Below are 16,390 nucleotides of genomic sequence, written 5' to 3'. Positions count from 1 at the left end.
CGTTGAGGCTTTCAGTACTGCGAAGACCTCTCCTGGTGCGCTTCCCTTCTACTTAGCCGGTGGGGTGCTGCCTGGATAGATAACGTGCGGCGTAATCAAGAATACGATCTCGTCGCGTTCGTGATTGGTTTGCTTGTTCTTGAACAAACCGCCGATAATCGGAATATCGCCGAGGCCCGGAACCTTATCGATGGTCTCACTGCTTGTGTCGCGCATGAGGCCGCCGAGCACGATCGTGGAACCGTCTTGGACCCGCAATGTCGAATCGATCTTTCGATTGGCGACGATCGGATAGCCGGTCGACGTAAAGCCGACGAGCTCGCTGTACTCCGGATGGAGGTCCGCCGTGACGCTGCCGTCGGAGCCGATAGTCGGCGTCAAGCGAAGATGAACCCCGATATCCACGTATTGCACGTTTTGTCCACCGAGTACCGAGGTACTATAGACGATCGGGTAGGTCTCTCCGATCATGAGATTCGCTTCCTTGTTGTTAATCGTCACGAGCTTCGGTGTCGCCAGAATCTGCGCGTGGCCTTTGCTCACCAGCAAGTTCAGGCGGGCGTTGACCGGTATCGTTCCCGTCGTAAAGGCATAGGTCGCCGCACCCGGAAGCGGCTGGCCGGTCAGATCCAACCCACCGAACTCGAAACCGACGTTGCTCGAGTCGTTCACGGGCGTCAGGTCGGCGACTTTGACCTCGAACAGGACCTGCGGGCTTGCGACGTCGATCTGCGCGAGCAATCCCCTGGCAACCGACTGCACGCGCTCCCCGCCCGACACCAGCACCGCGTTCTGCTCCTCGTCGGCGAGCACGTTGCCGTCGGGCAACAGCGCCTTGAGCTTGGCGACGGCATCATCGGGCCGTAGGTACCGCAGAGGATACGATGTGGTTCGCGAGCCGCCCGCCTCCGATAACCGCGCGGAATCCAACGCGCCAACCAGCGTGCGCGCACGGCTCGCGACCGACGCGTCGCCGCCGACGAAGAGCGCGCCCGTGCGCTTGTCGGGAACCACGACGGTTCCTTGCGGCAGAACCGCGGTGAGCTCGCGCGCCACGTCTTCGGGCTCCGCGTGGTGCAGTGCAAAAACCGCGGTAGCGTTCGCGGTACTCTGAGACTGGCCACTCGCGACGATGAGAATCGAGCCTTCGCGGCGCACCGACAGCCCGTGCGCGACGGTAATCGCCTGCAGTGCCTCCTCGAAACTGACGTCGTGCAAGTGTACCGTGATGCGTTCTGGTTTGACCGATCGATCCGTGACCAAGTTCACGCCTGACTCCGCCGCTAACAACGAAATCACGTCGCTAATGTCGACGTCGTGAGCGTCGATCGTTATTGCGCTGCGTTCGACGGCCGCGCACAAGAGAACCGCCAGCAGCAGCATCGGCACCATGCGGGAATATGTCACGGACGCCGCCCTTCGAGTTCCAGCCGCTCGCCGTTATCGAGCTCGAGTCCGCGTGAGTCGATTCGCACGATCGCCGACCCTTCGAGCTTCGTTCCGACACCGACGATCGCAGTGTGGCCCTCGACCTCCACGAGCGCTTTGGGCACGGCACCCAAGATCAGGGCCTGCACGCGCGGCGGCGAGGCGATCCCCGCGTTCGGCGGCAGGACCAAGTCGGGCGGCAAGGCGTCGTCGTCGCCGGCAATCGGCGGCAGCGGTCGCACGAACGGATTGTGGCGAATCGTAAGCGCCGGATAGCTCAGCGGCGGCGGAATCGAAGGCAGCTCGCGCCACGCTGCGGCGATGCCGGTCGTAGTGCCGGCCGACGTGCTTGGCGGCACGGCCAGTGGAAGCAGCAGCAACGAAACGATGCAGCCCGCCAGCGAGCTGCGCGCGATGCTGCGTCGCTGATTAGTCGTGAGCGGTCGTATCATGCGGATGCACCTCCGTCGAAATCGTGTGAATGAAACCGGCTGCCGTATGATACAGCACCACGCGAACCTGGCCGTCGATTTCGGAACCATCGCTCGTATCGGATTGCCGCTGCAGCTCCGCGCTCTCGACTTCCACCAACGGACGGTGGCGCGTCAAATCGCTCAGAAACGGCAGCACCGCTTCATACGAGCCGTGAATCGCGAGCGAGATTTGCTGCGCATCGCCGCTTTCAGCCGTTTCGTCCGGCGCGAACGTGCCGACGGCTACGTCACGCTCTTTTCCCACTCGATCGAGCAGTTCGATAAGCGCTAACGCGGCTTTAGCCGGCGTATTCTCCGCGCCCAAACCGTCCAAATCCCGTCGAACGCGGTCGCGCAGGCGCACCAGCGACGCGCGCTGCCGAAGCACCGCCTCGTTGCGGTTTGCCAGTTCGTAGAGATCTTGGCTTTCGCGCGTCAGCGATCGAACGGTGCGTTCGGCCGGCGCGACGACGCCGGCATAGCCGGCGATCGCCAACGCGAGAACTGCAAGCCATGCAGCCTTCACGGAGCACCCGCGCTGAACTCGAACGTGAAGCCTGCGAGAACGCCGGAATCCTTCGCAATGCGGACGATACCGGGATGCGGCAGCGCGCTACTCGCGACGATTCGGCTCAACACGCCGCTCACCGCGTCGATGGTCGGAGCCTTCCCTTTAACGGCGTACTCTTCGCCCGCGGCTCGGAGCGAATCGATGCTTACGCCGTTTGGGAACCGATCGCCGATCGCGGCCAGTCGCTCGGCCACGCGGCTTCCGGAAAGCCGAATCTCGCGCAATCTTCGATCCTCGGCGATCAGGTCGTCGATTTGACGCCACTGTAGACGAAATCGCTCGAGATCCGCACGGCTGCGTTCGAAGCGGTCTTGCGCCTCAGCTCGTACGCGTTGCGCTTCCCGCACGCGTCCCCGTTCGATCGCCGCCGCGCCGCCGAGCAGCACCGCAACCGCGGCGAACGCCACGGTGAGGTTGTGAAGTCGCCGCGGCAACCGCGCGGTACGGATGGTTCCCCATAACCGCGACGGCGGGTCGTGCAGGTAGTCGAAGCGAATCACGGTGTTTCCCATGCGGCAAGCGACGCTGCGAGCGTCCAATCCGGAGCGGCCGAGCGCGCGACGTCATCGGGATACGCGGCAACGCGCAGTAAGTCGCTGACGGGGACGTCCACCATCGCCCCGACCGCGGCTTCGACGAACTCCGCAAGTCCCGGCAAACGCGCGCCGTTTCCCGTCATGGCAAGACGGCGAACGGGGTGGCGTTCGCGCACGTCGTGAATCGTTGCGGCGACGCGTGCGACGAACGCGTCGCGCGCTCCCTCGCCGGCGCCCGCGGTTCCCAAGATGCGCTTTCGGCGCTCGGCCGCGGTGGAATCGATCCCGAGATCGCGGCAGATGCCGGCCGTCACCTCCGCGCCGCCCGCCGGAATGGTCACCGACAGCGGGCCCGACGCTGAGAAGACGTGCAAGCTCGACGATTCGCATCCGACGTCGAGCACTGCATCGGCGAACGGAAACGCTCGGCGCATCGCGCACGCATCGTGATCGACGCCGGCAACCGACAACCCGGCCCGACGGGCACACGCAACCCGCGCGCGCAGCGCCTCCTCGCGCGCGACGCCGATTGCAACGAGCCCGTCACGCACGTTCACCCAATGCGCGCGAACCACGGTGGCGATCTCCTTGGAGTTCCACGAAACGATACGCTCGGACTCAAAGAGCGCCGCGTTGCGACGCTCGGCATCGCTCATCTTCGGAAAGCGCAAGACCTTTAGCACGCCGGCGCTGGCCGGCAGTGACAACACGCAGCGGCGCTCGCGCGTTCCGAGCTCGCGACGAAGATCGTCGAGAACCGTCGCCGCTGCTTCGGGCTCGTCCGGCGCCTCGCGCGACGCGACGCCGACGAGCTCCACGGCTCCCGACGCCGCTCGGACGGCCGCGGCGACGCGTATCCGCGTCTTGCCGATATCGACGCCCAACGGAATCGACCGCATTTTCACCACGCCGCGCTTCCCGCCGACATCACCGCCCCCAGTGCGACGAACGGCGCGAACGGCATCGCGTCACCGCGCGAGCGGCGGCGCGTCACGATGCACGCAACCGCGACGAGCGCTCCGATCACAAACGCGAACCACAGTGCCCGCATCGCGTCGTACGGTCCGAGCGCACAACCCAGGACGCCCGCGAGCTTTACATCGCCAAACCCCAGACCGCGCGCGCGGGTCACCGCCCACGGCACGGCAAGCGCCGCCGCCGCGACCGCACCGCCTTCCAGCGCAAAACTCAGCCTTCCGTGCGCCGCCTCCGCGGCCATCAACGCAACGCTCCCGGCGAGCAGTACGCGGTCGAACACATATCCGCAGTGGAGATCGGTAATTGCGGCAACGGCGGCGATACCGAAGGCGATCGACGTCTCGATTCCACCGACGCCGCGCCGGGCCAACCAGCCGCGTGCGAGCGTCGCCGCGACCGCTATCGTCATCGCACGAGCGTCGAGCACCCGCGCTTTCAAGCCGTTCGCGTGCATCCTTTCATAAGCGATTGCCGCCAGAACGCTCAGTGTTAAAACGGTCTCGAGGGACGCCGCAACGACGCTCACGACGCGTTACTCCCAAGCGCGTGAAGCGCGGCGCGAAAGTTACGATCGACGGTCAGCGCTTTGCGCCATAAGGCACGCGCGCGGCGATGCTCGTGGAGCTTGTCGGCGGCATAACCGGCAAAGGTCAGCGCCGTCGCGTCGCGTTCCCGTTCGCCAACGCGCTCGAAGTCTGTCGCAGCGTGGCGCCAATCGCCCAGCAACCGAAACGCCATCGCGCGATCCATGCGCACGACGTCGTCGGCCGGACGCCGGCGAAGGTACGCTGACGACGCCGCGATCGCTTCGCGAACGACCGTTTTTTCCCGAAGGCTCACCGCGCCGAAGGCGAACCGATCGACTGCGGAGGCGTTGAGCGGATCCGCGTCGATCCCGCGCTTGTAATACCCGAGCGCCTCCCTTGCGCTGCCGCGATAAAGCCGCTCGTCGCCGCGTATCACGAGCGCTTGGGAAATCTGCGGACGCACCAAGTAACCGGAAAGGACGATGCCGGTGAGTGCCAGCGCCATGCGCCGCGCCGCCGGAATCTCCCTCACGCGAGCACCGCGTAATACGTACCGGTCGCAAGCATCAGGGCGCCCGAAATCGTTACGCCCGCGCCGCTTTCGACCGCTCGCGTGACGGCGCCGCCGAACCGCATCGAGCCGGCTGCAACCGCCACCAGCGGTAAAGCGTGACCCAGCGCGAACGCGCCGGCGATCGCTGCTGCGTATCTGGGACCGGCCGCCGCGGCCGCGACGCCCGCCAACGCGGCACCGATCGGACCGCAGCACGGCGACGTTACGCTCGCCGACACTAAGCCGGCAAAGAATCCCACACCGCCGTTAACTCGGCCTTCGCCGCGGCAACAAGCCCGTTGCGGCCCGCGTACGAGCGTCCAGACGCCGCCGGCCGCAGCGGCGATCGCCAAGATTCGATAGATCGACGGCGACAGCGCGGACGCCAAGCCTGCCGCACCCGCAACTGTAGCGACGATGGCGTAGCCGGCACACAGTCCGGTGGCAAAGATTCCAGCGGCAATCCAACGCGCCGCGCCTCGGTGCCGCGAGCACAGCGCCGCGAGCGTCAGTATTCGCGGACCGATGCACGGGCCGAAACTGGATGCGGTTCCCGCCGCGAACGCAAGCGCCGGCGCGGCGACCGATGCGCTGCCCGCGTCGCGCAGTGCGGCGCTCATAACGTCCACCACGTCAGTTCGCCGCCGAAAACCCTGCGGCCGACGTGTACTGAATGTGGGTGAGCGTCGTGTTCGGCGTAATGTTCTGTAACGTGCCGGGATCGTGCACGCCGGGGCAAACGATCGTATACGTCGCCGTCGACGCACCGGATCCGGTCACGGTAAACGTGTAGTACGCGCTAGGACCCGCGGCAGGATCGACCGGCGTTTGCTTCAGATAGGGTTGCAGATCCGTGTTGCTCGCGTTAACCGTACCGCTCGCGGGATATTTCTCGTTATCGGTTTCGTACAGCTCGAGTGCCGTCGCGATTTCCTTGAGATTCGCCTCGCACGCTGCGGTCTGCGCTTGCGCCCTCGCGCGAATGAAATTCGGGACTAAGATGCTCACCAGAATCGCAATGATCGCCACGACGATCATCATTTCGATCAGGGTAAACCCTCGTTGGGACGCTAAATGCTTGCGATCTGGCACGCTTCATCACCCTCCACGGGCAATGAAGTGCCCGGTTAGTACGAAGCCGAGCCGTTGTGAATCGTGCTAATCCCGATACCGAAGATGATCGCGAGCGAGTTGTGCGTTTGGCCGGCCGTCGTGACAACGTCCTCGAGCTGCAGTTTGAACGGGCGGCCGATAAAGATGCTCGTCCCATAGACGAAGTCTCGTCCGAATCCGCCGGCCGTGTCGTTAACGCCGTCCTCACGCGCGTACGCGAAGATCGATCGCCCGATTTGATACTGCCCCTCAACGTAACCGCCGCTCGAAACCACCGCTTGTCCGATGCCGAGCGGATTCGTATCGTTGCCGACCTGCAGCGCGGTGTGCACCGTCAAGCGGCCGGTATAATAGTTGGCGCCGTACCCTTGACGCCAAAACTGATCCTCCGGACCGACTGCTCGGCGCCCGGTGTACCGGTACACCTCGAAATCCGCGTGCCGGAACGTTTCGCGACCCACGAACATCCAATCCGTGCCGGTCTGCTGGATCGGCGATCCTTGATCGTGATTGCTAAACGCCAGAATCGATGCGTTGAAGCCGCTGACTTCCTTTCCTAGCGACAGTCGCAGACCGTCCATCGGCTCGTAGAGATTGAACGGATTGTCTCCGACGGTTTGCACGGCGACGCCGTAATCTTGTTCGCTCAGCTTAAAGCGCTGGGGATCGGTCGGCAGCGGCATGACTTGCTGGCCGACGCGAAAATCGACCGGAATTTTGTCGGTCCAGTTCGACGTGTATTCCACCCACGCTTCGCGCAAATCGCCCACCACGCCGCCATCCATGAAATACTGCTGGCCGTCGTAGGTAAAGTGCGGACCGATCGGCCCCCCGACCAGCCCGATAACCTTATCGACGATCGTCTTGGGCAAACCCGTGGGATCGGGGTCACCGAAATAGGCCGCTTGCGCCTGCAACGTTGCCGGAATCGAACCGTTCGGAACGAGCTTGGGAACCACGTAGCCGCCGGCTTTGAACGCCTTACCGAAATCCGTGAGCTTTACGCCCACGCTGTGACACGCGCCGCACGACAGCAAGGTGCGCCGTGCAAACTCCTGCGTCGCGTCGGCGGGACGCGGGTGAAACACGCCCAACGCCAGCACCGCCATTGCCGCGATACGAACGACCGCGCTGCGCAGGGCCGGCATCTCGATGTTGCGGAACACGCCGACCAGCTCGCGTAGGCGTTCCGACTGTTCGCGCGAGCTCTGCGACGAGTCGTTCATCTCTTGCATCTGCTGCGAGAGCACCCCCGTCGCATCGGAAACTTCGCGCGCGGTCTTTGCCTGCGCGTCGGCCGACTCGGCGACTGGATGAATCGTCGTCTGCACGTGCTCGCTGCGTTCGTTGACGTGCGCCGCAGCGGCGGCGTTGTCGTCGATGATCCGCGAAACGCCGGTGATGCTGCGCGTCAGCGCGCTCGAAGCGGATTTCATGTGCTCCGAACGGCTCGCCACCTCGGCGGCGACGTCGCTCGTCTGCGAGATCGCGGCGCCGAGCGCGCCCAGTGCTTTGGTCGCGTCGGTCGACAGTGCCGTGCCCGTCTTCACTTGCGCCGAGGCCGATGCCATTGCCGCCACGGCGCGCACGCTCTCGTCGCGGATCGCGTCGAGAATGCGGCTGATCTCTCCGGTGGAGATGCGCGACTTCTCCGCAAGCTTGCGTACTTCGTCGGCTACAACGGCGAAGCCGCGACCTTGCTCGCCGGCGCGGGCCGCTTCGATCGCCGCATTGAGGGCCAGCAAGTTCGTCTGATCGGCGATGTCGTGAATCACCGCGACGATATCCGAGACGGCACTCGAGCTGCTTTCGAGATTCTTCATGGCCGCCTGCGCCACGTTGGTCGCTTCGGTGATGCGCTCCATCGCGTGCGCGGCCTGCGCCACCGACCGTTCACCGGTTTGCGCTTGGTCGGACGCGTGTCCCGCAGCGCCGGCTAACGTCGTGCCGAGCGTCGCGAACGCGGAGATCTGCTCGTCGAGGCGCCGCACCGCTTCGACCGCCTCGATCGCTCCGCGCGCTTGCGCGCTCGAGCCCGTAGCGATTTGCTGCGCGCTCGCCGTCAGCACGTTGATTTCGCCGTGCGCCGCACTGATGCGTTCGGCTTGGTTACGTGCGCCGTCGGCTACGCCCTCGATCGATGCCGCGATCTGATCGACGGCGACCGATGATTCGCTCGCGGCTGCCGACATGCGGGAACTCAAGCTTGCCAGGTCGTCAGTCGCAACGGCGATGCCCGACATCACGTCGCGCAGCGTCTGGGTCATCTTGTTGAACTCCAGCGATATCAGTCCAAGGCCGGCGGCGACGCCGTTGTAGCTCTGCGCGAGCTGACCGATCTCGTCGCTCCCCTCGTCGACGATGAACGCTCGATCCGACTCGAAGCTAACGGCAAGATCGCCCGCGCTGAGGCGATCGAACGCCGCGGTAAGTTGTGCAACGTCCTGCTCGGTAACCTCGAGCAGCGCTTGCGTCACGGCCTGCAAGCGGCGTGCGATGCTCCCGCCGATGAACACGGCGGTAAAGATCAGCGCGATTACGGCAGCCACGGTGCTCACGAACAGCGCCGTCATCAGCTCGACTTGCGCACGGTCGAACTGCCCGGATGCGACGCCGGCCTGCGTGGTCGAATAGGTCAGCAGCGCGTCGTTGTCGCGTCGCAGATTCTTGAAGAGCCGTTGCGTGGCGTCCATCGCCGCAATCGGCTGCGGGCCGCGTCCGGGACCGACGGCGATCTGTTTGTCGAATCCCTTCTTCACCGCATCGATGTCGCTCTCGATCTGCGCGGCCTCGATGTCGACTTGCTCGAGCCGGGCCGAATCGATGGCATTGGTCTGATCGACTTTATCGAGCTTCGCGGTATCCGCGCTCACGGCCGCCTGCGCGGCACCCATCGAATCGAGATAACGCCGGTTGCCGGTGGCGACGTAGCCGCGCACCGCACCGGATTGATCGAGCATCTGCGCCATCACGTCGCGCGTCAACGTTGCGATGCCGCTCAGGGCGGCCGCTTCTTCCGACCGGGCGCGCATCACGTGAACGCGCGAAATAGCCAGCGCCGTCACAATCCCTAAGAGCAAAACACCAACGAAAAACCCGGCCCCGATTTGCACCGGAACGCGAAAGCGCGAGAGGACGTTCACGACTTCGAGATTCCGCAGGCCGCTTGCGTGGCGATGTCGGCGTACGACTTGTGGACGTTGACGATAAGGTCGCCGCCCGTGAGCTTGTCGATCGGCACGCTGAGCGTCGTCGTCGACTGGCCGTTCACCACGTCTTCGAGCGGATAGAGCGGACGCGGCTGATATTTGTCGCACGTGCCGACGTGAAAGTGCGCGGGCTGCTCGATGCCCGATCCATTAGAAAGCTTGATAACGACGACCGTCTTGCTGCCTTGCGCGTGCAGCGTCGCCGTTCCGTTCTCGCCGCTGCCGTTGAGCGCGTTGAGCGTTACGACTACGGTCTGACCGGAATCGGCGGCCGCCGTCACCGGCATTAACAGGGTCAGGGCAAGCGACGAAATCACGAGAGCGCGGGTCCTCATCACACCTCCAGCGGCATGCTTGTGCCGCTTCCGAGCTAGAGTTTGCCAGCTTGTCATGAATAAAGTCTGAAGGGATTCATGAACTTGAAACCCTTGCGGCTACGCGCGCAGGCGGTAGCCGACGTTCCAAATCGTCTCGATGAGATGGTCGGCGCCGCTGCGTTTAAGCTTACTGCGCAACTGGCTCACGAACACGTCCACGACGTTGCTGGCGCCGTCCCGTTCTTCGCGCAACCGCTCGAGAATTTTAGAGCGCGGCAAAGTCATGCCGGCGTTGCGCGCGAGCAGCTCCAATAGCCGAAACTCCGTCGGTCCGAGTGCCAACGGCTCTCCGGCATACGTGGCGGCACACGCTCCAACGTCCACGCGGAGCTCGCCGATCTCGAGAACGTCTGACTCTTCCCGGCCGTGACTACGCCGCAGCAGCGCTCGCAGACGCGCCAGCAGCTCGTGCTCGGCAAAGGGCTTGATCAAGTAATCGTCGGCGCCGCACTCCAAACCGCGAACGCGATCCTCGACACCGTCGCGTGCAGTCAGCATGAGAATGGGGATGACGACACCCTCTTTACGGGCGCGTTTTACGACCTCGAATCCATCAATGCCGGGCAACCCAACGTCGACGATTGCAGCGTCGTGCGAATGCCGCAGAAGCTGATCGAGCGCCGCCGGGCCGTCTCCCGCAACGCTCGTCGCGAACATATGTCCCTCGAGCATCGAGCGAATCGCTCGCGCGGTTGCGGCATGATCCTCGACGAGTAGGATCTGCACGGCGTCACCGTAGCGAGCGGACGTGAAGAAACTCTGAAATTCATGGGTTCTCCAGACTTGGAACGCTCGTCGATTCAGGATTCCTTCATGGATGCTTCCGAGAATCGATTCATGAATCTCCGGAGCGTCCTCGCGCCCTTTGTGGGCGCCGGCATCTTTTTATGTTCCTTTGCGCACGCCGCCGCCGGTGACGTCCGCATCGTCGATATCAAGGTCATCCCGAGCACCTTTTCGCCCGATACCATCGTCCTGCACGCCGGCGAGACCACCACCCTGCGCTTCTCCGTCAGCGGCGTCCACGGACTCTACGCGCCCGACGCCGGCATCACGCACACTCTGCTTTCCGACGGGCAAACCACCGACGTGACGATCACACCCGTCAAAACGGGCGCGTACGTTTTACACTGCCGCGTTTTCTGCGGTCCCGGGCACGCCGACATGACGTTGACGATCGTGGTCGAGTCTTAGTGTCGACCGCACACCGCGATCCGATCGTCGCTCTAACTTTTGTCGCAATTGACTTCAGTCCCGCGGAGGCTTCACCTAAGTGCGATGTATATATGGCGCGGACGCGCGGCGGCTTGGTAGAGTAGGCGTTATGCTTCCGAAGAGCTATGACGGGCCCGAACGCCGAATCAGCGATCGCCGTCGCAGCGCAGCCCCTCCCGCGCCATTTTTTGCGCTCGGTATTCTCGAGCGCCGGCAGCAGGGGCGCAGGTTGTCGGACCGCACGCACGCGATGCACCGCGAACAACTGCTCGACATCGCGCGAACGTTTTTACTCGAGGAAGAGACGCCGTAAGTCAACGGCGATCGGGAGGTGGCGCGCCCGGAGGGATTCGAACCCCCGATCCCAGCCTTCGGAGGGCTGTGCGTTATCCAGCTACGCTACGGGCGCACGTGACGCTTATGGCCGAGGTGACTCGGGCGAGCTCCCCGCACTCGGAATGTGCTTGAAGAGATCGAGCTTGTGGTCGACCAGCGTGCGGTAGAATTTCCGCACGCAATCGGGATGTCCGAAGAAATACGTGCGCGCGTATGCGAGATCGTCGCCCGAACTGTCCGGAACGTAGTGCGAGATCTCGATCTCTTCCATTTGTCCGCGATCGACGGGATGGGGACAAAAGTCGCAGGGAATGGTCGACATGATGCGATGCTTACCTCGGGAACTGAACCGGCCGCCGGACACGGCGACCGGCCCTCTATTCAAGCTTGACTCGGGTAGGATTTGAACCTACGACCTAGGGCTTATGAGTCCCCCGCTCTACCACTGAGCTACCGAGCCATGGCCGTCGAGCGCTTTTCGACACCGTACGATACCATGACCCGTCGCCCGTCGCAACTGTCGCGCCGTTTTGCTCGCCAGGGTAGCCGCCACACCCCCAGAAATCCTCGGCTCCGAGCCATCGTCCTTCGGAAGGCATCTCGTGCGACATCGTTTCACCGTTTTTGCTGCGGCCTTGTCGATCGTTCTCCTAGGCAGCGCGTGTCCAAGCACGACCGCCCAAGCTCTGGCCGATTCGAACGCCGGCCGAGCGCTTGCCATCAATGCGGGCGGCACGTTTCAGGATATCGGTGTGTGGCTGTATCGAAACGCTGCCGGCAAATACCGCTTCGGACCTGCAGTCGTCGGTACGAATGAGACGCTGAACATGCCGTCGCCCTCGCCCGAGACCGGCGGCGCTGTAGCGGGCGTAGAAATCGTGCGCCATTCCTTGGACACCCTCGGTTATCCGATGCACATTTCGCTGGTCGAAAAACTTTTCGCCGCCTCGTATCAGATCGAGATCGACGCCTCGGACGACGGCGCACTATGGTCGTACGAATATGGCGATCCGATCGCGAACGAAAAGCCGGTGACGACGACGTCCGCCGCGCGGCCGGCGTTCAAGGTTTGGGGTCCATTTCACGGCGATGCGGTGCCGTTCGGGCAAGCTCCGGAGGCCGACCTTCAGGCCGCTTTCGATTTTGCAAAAGGCGCGCTGAACTCGATCGGTAATCTGCCCGCGGCCCAGAAAGACCTAACGAATTACGGCGTCCTTTTCATCGACGACGGTCACACGATCTGGGTGGAGTTCGGCCCCCGCTTCGCTTCCGCCGAATCTCCGCATCTCGGCTGCCAAACCAAACTCGGCCGCGACATGGTGTTCGGTTACGACAAGCAACACGCGGGTCAAGATAAATCGGGCAAGTTCTTACAGTGTTTCTAAGATGGAAGCCTCGCGTTGCCGCGAGGCTTCTTCCATAATCGCGGTCGGAGGGACTCGAACCCCCAACCTACAAGTTCGTAGCCTGTTGCTCTATCCAATTGAGCTACGACCGCGCGTCCGTACTAACTTCGGAGAGAGAGGGATTCGAACCCTCGATACGACTTTACATCGTATAACGGTTTAGCAAACCGCCGCCTTCAGCCGCTCGGCCATCTCTCCTCGCCGACGACCGACTATACCACGCCCCGGCGCGATGTCCTAGTGGGTGCTTGGCTCGGGTGGGGGCGGGGGCGTGATCGGCGGCTCGGGCACGAACTCGGCCTGAACCCGCGGTATGCGAGTACGGCGTCGTCCCAACAGCGCGTCGAAGCCGAGGACGCGACCCGTCGGCAGTACGAGATTTATCCCCGACAGGACGATCATGCTAAAGTCCGGCGTCGCGAGCGTTTCGTAGCTCAGCAGCGGCCCCTTCGCAGCGAGATACATGATCGGGAGAAAGATTCCGACCAAGCCGCCTAGTCGCGTAAACAATCCGAGCAGCAGCGCGATGCCCGTCAACAGTTCGCCCAACCGTGCGAGCTCGGCGAAGAGCGGTAAGTTCGGCGTTACCACGGTTGCGAAAAACCCCGCGAATGCGTGCGAGCCGTGTTGCGCGCCGTGAGCGACCAGCTTCGGCATCATTCCGTTGGGAGGCATGAACGACGCGGCGTTGAGAAACTTCGGAAGCGCGTGCGCGATCCACATTGCACCGGTCAGGATGCGCAGCAGTGACAGCCAACGCGCGTACGTCGTCGCAGACGGTAACGTCATCATTAGGCAACGACCTCCTTTCGCATCCGCACCAGCCGCGCAATCAGCGACGCGGCTTCGGCCGCTGCGTGCGGTCTCGCGATGCGTCTAGCCGCAACGAGCATGCGCTCGCGACGGGCGCCGGGTGCCAGCACCGCGCTCACCGTCTCCGCCAGATCCCCGACGGTCCGCGAACGAACCGCCGCGCCGGCCTCGCAAAGAATGCGGGCGTTTCGTTCTTCTTGCCCGGGAAGCGGCTTACATAAAACCATTGGGAGCTGCGCGACCAGCGCCTCGGCCGCCGTTAAACCGCCGGGTTTGGTCACCAGCACGTCCGCCGCGTGCATGTAATCGTAGACGTTATCGACGAAACGCATCGCGCGCACCGGATAGCCCACGCCTTCTGCGGCAGCGAGCACTCGCCGTTCCATGCGCTTGTTGCGGCCGGCGATGACGACCGCGGCGATCGGTAACTCCACGCCGTCCAAGGCACGCATCAATCGTGCTAACGGCCCGATGCCCAAGCCGCCGCCCATAAGCAGCACGATGTGCCGATCCAACGGCAAGCCGAGCGCTTCGCGCAGGCGGCCGCGCGGAAGCGCCGGCGGCGCGAACTCCGCTTGTACCGGTATCCCGGCAGCGACGACGCGTTCGGGTGCGACGCCGCGCGCCATCATTTGATCGCGAATCGCTTCGGTCGCAACGATGTATCCATCGATGTTCTTATGGATCCAAAACGCGTGTACCGCAAAGTCGGTAACGATCCCGACGACCGGAGGAGCGTCGTCGAACTGGCGTTTGTATTCGGCCATCGCGCCGCTAGGAAACGCGTGCGTGCACACGACTAGGTCGGGGCGCTCGCGCTCGATCAGCGGTCGCAGATTTCCGGCGGTAAACTGATGCGCCCACGTTCGGAACGGACCGACTTCGGTGGCGCGCTCGGCGCGATGGTAGATGTAGCGATACATCTGCGGAATGGTTTTGACCATCTGCAGATAGCCGTCGGAAACGACGCGCGAAACGACGAGCGCCGCGTACTTATACGAGTCGACGACCAGCGTACGCGCGGACGGATCGATCTTGCGCAGTCCCGCGCAGACCGCGTTCGCGGCCGAGACGTGACCGACGCCGACGTTCGCCGACAGAAATAGGACGCGAATTAGGCTTTCGCGCCCCCGTCGTCGCCCGCTTCTTCGGCAAAGACCAAGAACTCGTCGAGAATCTCTTGGGCGAGCTCTTCGTCGTCGACGAGGTTCCCTTGCAAGTCCGTGACGATGAACTCACCTTCGCCTTCCTCGTGCGGCTCGTGCATGAGCACGGCATAGGAGGTTCCGTCGTCGGGATCTTCCAGAATGCCCACGACCTCGAACGGCATCTCCGCGCCGTCCTTGGTCTGAATGTAGAGGACCTCGCTCAGCTCGAGCGGGCCGCTCGAACGTTCACCGTTATCGGACGGCATTTCTGAAAGCTCCTTAATGCAGACAGCGTGCGACGTTGGCTTGGTGCTCGGTCAGCGTTTTCGCGAACGCGTGCCGCCCGTTACCGCAGTAGACGTAATACAGAAAATCGGTCTTCGACGGGGAGAGCGCCGCCTCCAGCGAGGGGAGCCCTGGATTGGCAATCGGCGTCGGCGGCAGCCCGGCGTGCGTGTAGGTATTGTAGGGCGAATCGATCCGCAAATCCGCGAACGACAGTTCGTTCTTGTGGGAAGGAAGTGCGTATTCAATCGTGGCGTCGACCTGAAGCGGCATGCGCAGGCGCAGGCGGTTGTAGATCACGCTTGCGATCAGCGGGCGGTCGGCATCCGCCTTTGCTTCACGCTCGACCAGCGAGGCGACCGTCACGGCTTGGGGAACGGTCACGCCGAGCCGTTTCGAGCGCGCTGCCGCATCGCGCGGAAGCCTTGCGAAAAACTCACCGGTAAGCTGCGATTCGACTTGCTGCGGACCGGCACCAAGCGACACCAGGTACGTGCTGGGAAAGAGAAAGCCCTCGAGACTCTTGGTTCGCGCGCCGTCGACCACGATCGAATCGTGGGCAAACGCGCTCGCAAACGGCTGCGCCGTTCCGACGCCGCTTTCTTTCAGTCGCTCGGCGATCTCTTGCGCCGTAAAACCTTCGGGGATCGTCACCCATACCGCGACTTGCGCGCCGCCCGTCATGAGCGCCTCGAGCACGGCACTTTGCGTTTGGTGCGCCGCGAACCGGTATTCGCCGGCGTGCGCGCCGGCTTCTTCGCCGCGGATGCGCGCCAGGAGCCGGAACGCCGTATAGTTGCCGACCACGCCTTCGCGCGCGAGCTGACGCGCGATCTCGTCGAACGTCGACCCGCGCGCGATCACGACTTGCGTCTCGTGCGCGGGTAACGTCGTGTCGCGATACGCCGTCGCGTAAAACCACGTAGCGGCACCCGCTGCAACGACGATCGCAACGAACAGCGCCCAGCCGGCGGCGCGAAGCAAACCCTTCAGGGGGTTTCCCGCCCACGGCGCGCCAGGTACGTTTCCAGGATGAGCGCGGCAGCCATTGCGTCGACCGCGCGTTTGCGTTTCGCGCGCGACACGTCCGCGGCGATGAGCGTTTTGGTCGCCGCAGCCGTCGTCATGCGCTCGTCGACGCGATGAATCGCTCCGTCGTAGACCGCGCGCAGCCGTTCGACGAACTCGTCCATCTTTTGAGCGGCGATTCCGCGCTCCCCCGAAAGCGCTATGGGATCGCCGATGATCAGTTCGTCGACGCCGTGTTCTTCGAAGAGCTCGCGCAGGCGCGCGAGATCGGCTTTGAGATTGCTTCGCTCGACCGTCGTCGCCGGCAACGCGAAGGTGCGGCTGGGATCGGCAACGGCCACGCCGATGCGCTTGCTTCCGACGTCGAGCGCCATAATGGCCATAGCGCTGCCT

The 16,390-nt window shown here is 63.7% G+C and carries 21 protein-coding genes and 4 tRNA genes; 3 read left to right on the top strand and 22 right to left on the bottom strand.

Annotation, left to right across the window (positions count from 1 at the left end):
- Positions 1-48 precede the first annotated feature (48 nt).
- The 12 genes from VGG89_03135 to VGG89_03080 form a co-directional block, all read right to left on the bottom strand.
- On the bottom strand, positions 49-1,407 hold the full coding sequence (locus tag VGG89_03135; GenBank protein ID HEY1975522.1) for a secretin N-terminal domain-containing protein: 1,359 nt from the start codon (positions 1,405-1,407) through the stop codon (positions 49-51).
- Positions 1,404-1,880: a hypothetical protein gene (locus VGG89_03130; GenBank protein ID HEY1975521.1), complete on the bottom strand. Its 477-nt coding sequence runs from the start codon at positions 1,878-1,880 to the stop codon at positions 1,404-1,406. The genes VGG89_03135 and VGG89_03130 overlap by 4 nt, the downstream gene beginning before the upstream one ends.
- On the bottom strand, positions 1,858-2,427 hold the full coding sequence (locus VGG89_03125) for a GspMb/PilO family protein (GenBank protein HEY1975520.1): 570 nt from the start codon (positions 2,425-2,427) through the stop codon (positions 1,858-1,860). Before VGG89_03125 ends, VGG89_03130 begins: the two co-directional genes overlap by 23 nt.
- The gene (locus tag VGG89_03120) at positions 2,424-2,972 is read right to left on the bottom strand and encodes a hypothetical protein (GenBank protein ID HEY1975519.1); all 549 of its coding nucleotides are present in this window, start codon (positions 2,970-2,972) and stop codon (positions 2,424-2,426) included. The genes VGG89_03125 and VGG89_03120 overlap by 4 nt, the downstream gene beginning before the upstream one ends.
- Positions 2,969-3,907 carry a pilus assembly protein PilM gene (gene pilM, locus VGG89_03115; GenBank protein ID HEY1975518.1) on the bottom strand — a complete coding sequence of 313 codons (939 nt, stop codon included), beginning with the start codon at positions 3,905-3,907 and terminating at the stop codon, positions 2,969-2,971. Before pilM ends, VGG89_03120 begins: the two co-directional genes overlap by 4 nt.
- Before the next feature lie 2 nt (positions 3,908-3,909).
- Positions 3,910-4,512 (bottom strand): prepilin peptidase, encoded by a 603-nt coding sequence (locus VGG89_03110; protein ID HEY1975517.1) that lies wholly within the window; start codon positions 4,510-4,512, stop codon positions 3,910-3,912.
- The gene (locus tag VGG89_03105) at positions 4,509-5,045 is read right to left on the bottom strand and encodes a hypothetical protein (GenBank protein HEY1975516.1); all 537 of its coding nucleotides are present in this window, start codon (positions 5,043-5,045) and stop codon (positions 4,509-4,511) included. The genes VGG89_03110 and VGG89_03105 overlap by 4 nt, the downstream gene beginning before the upstream one ends.
- Positions 5,042-5,695: a hypothetical protein gene (locus VGG89_03100; GenBank protein ID HEY1975515.1), complete on the bottom strand. Its 654-nt coding sequence runs from the start codon at positions 5,693-5,695 to the stop codon at positions 5,042-5,044. The genes VGG89_03105 and VGG89_03100 overlap by 4 nt, the downstream gene beginning before the upstream one ends.
- A gap of 4 nt (positions 5,696-5,699) precedes the next feature.
- Positions 5,700-6,158, bottom strand: coding sequence for a prepilin-type N-terminal cleavage/methylation domain-containing protein (locus VGG89_03095; protein ID HEY1975514.1), 459 nt, complete (start codon positions 6,156-6,158; stop codon positions 5,700-5,702).
- Between the two features lie 35 nt (positions 6,159-6,193).
- Complete coding sequence (locus tag VGG89_03090; GenBank protein HEY1975513.1) at positions 6,194-9,322, bottom strand: methyl-accepting chemotaxis protein; 3,129 nt, start codon at positions 9,320-9,322, stop codon at positions 6,194-6,196.
- Entirely contained in the window at positions 9,319-9,723 is a 405-nt protein-coding gene (locus VGG89_03085; GenBank protein HEY1975512.1) for a hypothetical protein, read from the bottom strand. The genes VGG89_03090 and VGG89_03085 overlap by 4 nt, the downstream gene beginning before the upstream one ends.
- 99 nt (positions 9,724-9,822) lie before the next feature.
- Positions 9,823-10,491 (bottom strand): response regulator transcription factor, encoded by a 669-nt coding sequence (locus VGG89_03080; GenBank protein ID HEY1975511.1) that lies wholly within the window; start codon positions 10,489-10,491, stop codon positions 9,823-9,825.
- Positions 10,492-10,602: 111 nt separating this feature from the next.
- Between VGG89_03080 and VGG89_03075 the strand changes: the two genes are divergently transcribed.
- Together VGG89_03075 and VGG89_03070 are read left to right on the top strand one after the other, a co-directional pair.
- The gene (locus VGG89_03075) at positions 10,603-10,959 is read left to right on the top strand and encodes a cupredoxin domain-containing protein (GenBank protein HEY1975510.1); all 357 of its coding nucleotides are present in this window, start codon (positions 10,603-10,605) and stop codon (positions 10,957-10,959) included.
- Positions 10,960-11,089: 130 nt separating this feature from the next.
- The gene (locus tag VGG89_03070) at positions 11,090-11,293 is read left to right on the top strand and encodes a hypothetical protein (GenBank protein ID HEY1975509.1); all 204 of its coding nucleotides are present in this window, start codon (positions 11,090-11,092) and stop codon (positions 11,291-11,293) included.
- A gap of 19 nt (positions 11,294-11,312) precedes the next feature.
- Here the strand turns inward: VGG89_03070 and VGG89_03065 are convergent.
- The 3 genes from VGG89_03065 to VGG89_03055 all read right to left on the bottom strand — a co-directional run bounded on the left by VGG89_03065 (position 11,313) and on the right by VGG89_03055 (position 11,776).
- Positions 11,313-11,389 (bottom strand) — tRNA-Arg (locus tag VGG89_03065).
- Positions 11,390-11,398: 9 nt separating this feature from the next.
- Positions 11,399-11,638: a hypothetical protein gene (locus VGG89_03060; protein HEY1975508.1), complete on the bottom strand. Its 240-nt coding sequence runs from the start codon at positions 11,636-11,638 to the stop codon at positions 11,399-11,401.
- Between the two features lie 66 nt (positions 11,639-11,704).
- Positions 11,705-11,776: transfer RNA gene (locus tag VGG89_03055), tRNA-Met, on the bottom strand.
- Positions 11,777-11,918: 142 nt separating this feature from the next.
- On the opposite strand from VGG89_03055, the gene VGG89_03050 reads away from it, so the two are divergent.
- Positions 11,919-12,701 carry a hypothetical protein gene (locus VGG89_03050; protein HEY1975507.1) on the top strand — a complete coding sequence of 261 codons (783 nt, stop codon included), beginning with the start codon at positions 11,919-11,921 and terminating at the stop codon, positions 12,699-12,701.
- 39 nt (positions 12,702-12,740) lie between these two features.
- Here VGG89_03050 and VGG89_03045 read toward each other — a convergent pair.
- From VGG89_03045 to ruvX, 7 genes are all read right to left on the bottom strand, one after another.
- Positions 12,741-12,814: transfer RNA gene (locus VGG89_03045), tRNA-Arg, on the bottom strand.
- A gap of 16 nt (positions 12,815-12,830) precedes the next feature.
- Positions 12,831-12,920: transfer RNA gene (locus tag VGG89_03040), tRNA-Ser, on the bottom strand.
- 39 nt (positions 12,921-12,959) lie between these two features.
- The gene (locus VGG89_03035) at positions 12,960-13,514 is read right to left on the bottom strand and encodes a TQO small subunit DoxD (GenBank protein ID HEY1975506.1); all 555 of its coding nucleotides are present in this window, start codon (positions 13,512-13,514) and stop codon (positions 12,960-12,962) included.
- Positions 13,514-14,635 carry a glycosyltransferase gene (locus tag VGG89_03030; protein ID HEY1975505.1) on the bottom strand — a complete coding sequence of 374 codons (1,122 nt, stop codon included), beginning with the start codon at positions 14,633-14,635 and terminating at the stop codon, positions 13,514-13,516. The genes VGG89_03035 and VGG89_03030 overlap by 1 nt, the downstream gene beginning before the upstream one ends.
- Before the next feature lie 14 nt (positions 14,636-14,649).
- Positions 14,650-14,949 carry a hypothetical protein gene (locus VGG89_03025; GenBank protein ID HEY1975504.1) on the bottom strand — a complete coding sequence of 100 codons (300 nt, stop codon included), beginning with the start codon at positions 14,947-14,949 and terminating at the stop codon, positions 14,650-14,652.
- Positions 14,950-14,962: 13 nt separating this feature from the next.
- Entirely contained in the window at positions 14,963-15,952 is a 990-nt protein-coding gene (gene mltG / locus VGG89_03020) for an endolytic transglycosylase MltG (protein ID HEY1975503.1), read from the bottom strand.
- Positions 15,953-15,957: 5 nt separating this feature from the next.
- The gene (ruvX, locus tag VGG89_03015) at positions 15,958-16,380 is read right to left on the bottom strand and encodes a Holliday junction resolvase RuvX (protein ID HEY1975502.1); all 423 of its coding nucleotides are present in this window, start codon (positions 16,378-16,380) and stop codon (positions 15,958-15,960) included.
- Positions 16,381-16,390: the final 10 nt, after the last annotated feature.

Source organism: Candidatus Baltobacteraceae bacterium (assembly GCA_036488875.1).
Lineage (GTDB): Bacteria > Vulcanimicrobiota > Vulcanimicrobiia > Vulcanimicrobiales > Vulcanimicrobiaceae > JAFAHZ01.
Note: the sequence above shows the minus strand (reverse complement) of the source record. Positions and strands in the feature narration are given on the sequence as shown.

Bases quoted from the DNA above. Each gene is read 5' to 3' on its own strand.
- VGG89_03130 (HEY1975521.1), bottom strand. From the start codon at position 1,880: ATGATACGACCGCTCACGACTAATCAGCGACGCAGCATCGCGCGCAGC.
- pilM (HEY1975518.1), bottom strand. From the start codon at position 3,907: ATGCGGTCGATTCCGTTGGGCGTCGATATCGGCAAGACGCGGATACGC.
- VGG89_03085 (HEY1975512.1), bottom strand. From the start codon at position 9,723: ATGAGGACCCGCGCTCTCGTGATTTCGTCGCTTGCCCTGACCCTGTTA.
- VGG89_03075 (HEY1975510.1), top strand. From the start codon at position 10,603: ATGAATCTCCGGAGCGTCCTCGCGCCCTTTGTGGGCGCCGGCATCTTT.
- VGG89_03070 (HEY1975509.1), top strand. From the start codon at position 11,090: ATGCTTCCGAAGAGCTATGACGGGCCCGAACGCCGAATCAGCGATCGC.
- VGG89_03060 (HEY1975508.1), bottom strand. From the start codon at position 11,638: ATGTCGACCATTCCCTGCGACTTTTGTCCCCATCCCGTCGATCGCGGA.
- VGG89_03035 (HEY1975506.1), bottom strand. From the start codon at position 13,514: ATGATGACGTTACCGTCTGCGACGACGTACGCGCGTTGGCTGTCACTG.
- VGG89_03025 (HEY1975504.1), bottom strand. From the start codon at position 14,949: ATGCCGTCCGATAACGGTGAACGTTCGAGCGGCCCGCTCGAGCTGAGC.
- ruvX (HEY1975502.1), bottom strand. From the start codon at position 16,380: ATGGCCATTATGGCGCTCGACGTCGGAAGCAAGCGCATCGGCGTGGCC.